We start from the raw sequence: 1,210 nt of genomic DNA, 5'->3' as shown, positions 1-1,210 counted from the left end.
TTAGTCTCCAATATTTTCGGGACACTTAATGCTATGTATCAGATAAAATTACGACAAATACACTATGAGTAATTGAGAAAGTAATGGCCTTTCTCATCCTAAAGGCCATCATTGTAAGCAGTATCATCCCCGGCTACAGCCGAAGTTACGATCACCATCACCGAATTGTTTGGTGTCAAGCTTGGCTAAATAATCTAGTCGATACAGTAGATTGGTATACTCTCCGTGAAAGCTACGGTCATTTACATCTAATATATAGCGGCAGTTTTCAGGATAATGGACCAGCCCATGATAGTCATCTAACTCTAAACCCAAAGCACTGTACCATGCCCTTATAATCATCATCCGTAAATGGTTTTCAGCTCCATAATCGCCTAAATGGTAATAAGCATCTTTATTAAAAAAAAGACCAAGGTGAAAGTGACATTTTCCTTCTTCGGAAAACTCCCGTACCCAAACATGACGAACACGGTTTGGATATATTCTTTTGCCGTTAGCTGCTCTTGCTTTCTCATTGGCCTCCAGCATGGCATTTAATGCATTACGGAAACGGGATATCGCTCCAGGCTCCAGATTAGGAAAACAACAAACAGTATCACCTCTGTCTAAAATGGGGGGATAATGAACATCAACACGTAAAGCCATTGTTCTTGGAAATTCACTGATAGCTTGATTGATTACCTGTTCAATATTTTTTCTGTAGGCGAGCACATGCTCACCATGAGAACCATGATATAACTCCATATTTACAACAAGTATATTCATCATCAAGCCAACATCTATGCGGGGAAATCAGCACGATATTGCTCTGCAATTAAAATTAACCAAAGATACCATTAGCCCAGTATCTTTTTACTGTGGAAAGGCTTATTCCTAAAGTCTTTGCTACCTTAGATTGAGAAAGTCGCTTTTTCTTCTCATTTTGAATTAGAAAAAAGTATTTACTTCCCTCTGGCCTTCCAAGGACCTTCTTTGAATTTATTCTATTAGATTGCATTTGGGGTTCCTTATTAGCAAGTAATTATCATTCGGTTGTTAGTCTCCATCAATAAGTTGATAGCCTGTATGTAACCAGTATGGTTATGCTTAACATTGGTGTCAGAAATTATGGTTAACTTCACTGGTAAAAGGATTAATGATGATGGTATTTCCTCCTGTCAAAGATTTTTGTGATGCATCGCCTTCATCAATGACAGGAACCATTACAGCT

General features: G+C 38.2%; 1 protein-coding gene. It reads right to left on the bottom strand.

Annotated features, from left to right (window positions below; genetic code table 11):
- Window positions 1-123: 123 nt before the first annotated feature.
- A complete protein-coding gene (locus tag M989_RS25120) occupies window positions 124-744 on the bottom strand; it encodes an inovirus Gp2 family protein (protein ID WP_074398854.1) in 621 nt (206 codons plus the stop codon).
- Window positions 745-1,210: the final 466 nt, after the last annotated feature.

Source organism: Kluyvera georgiana ATCC 51603, assembly GCF_001654985.1.
GTDB lineage: Bacteria > Pseudomonadota > Gammaproteobacteria > Enterobacterales > Enterobacteriaceae > Kluyvera > Kluyvera georgiana.
Note: the sequence above shows the minus strand (reverse complement) of the source record. Positions and strands in the feature narration are given on the sequence as shown.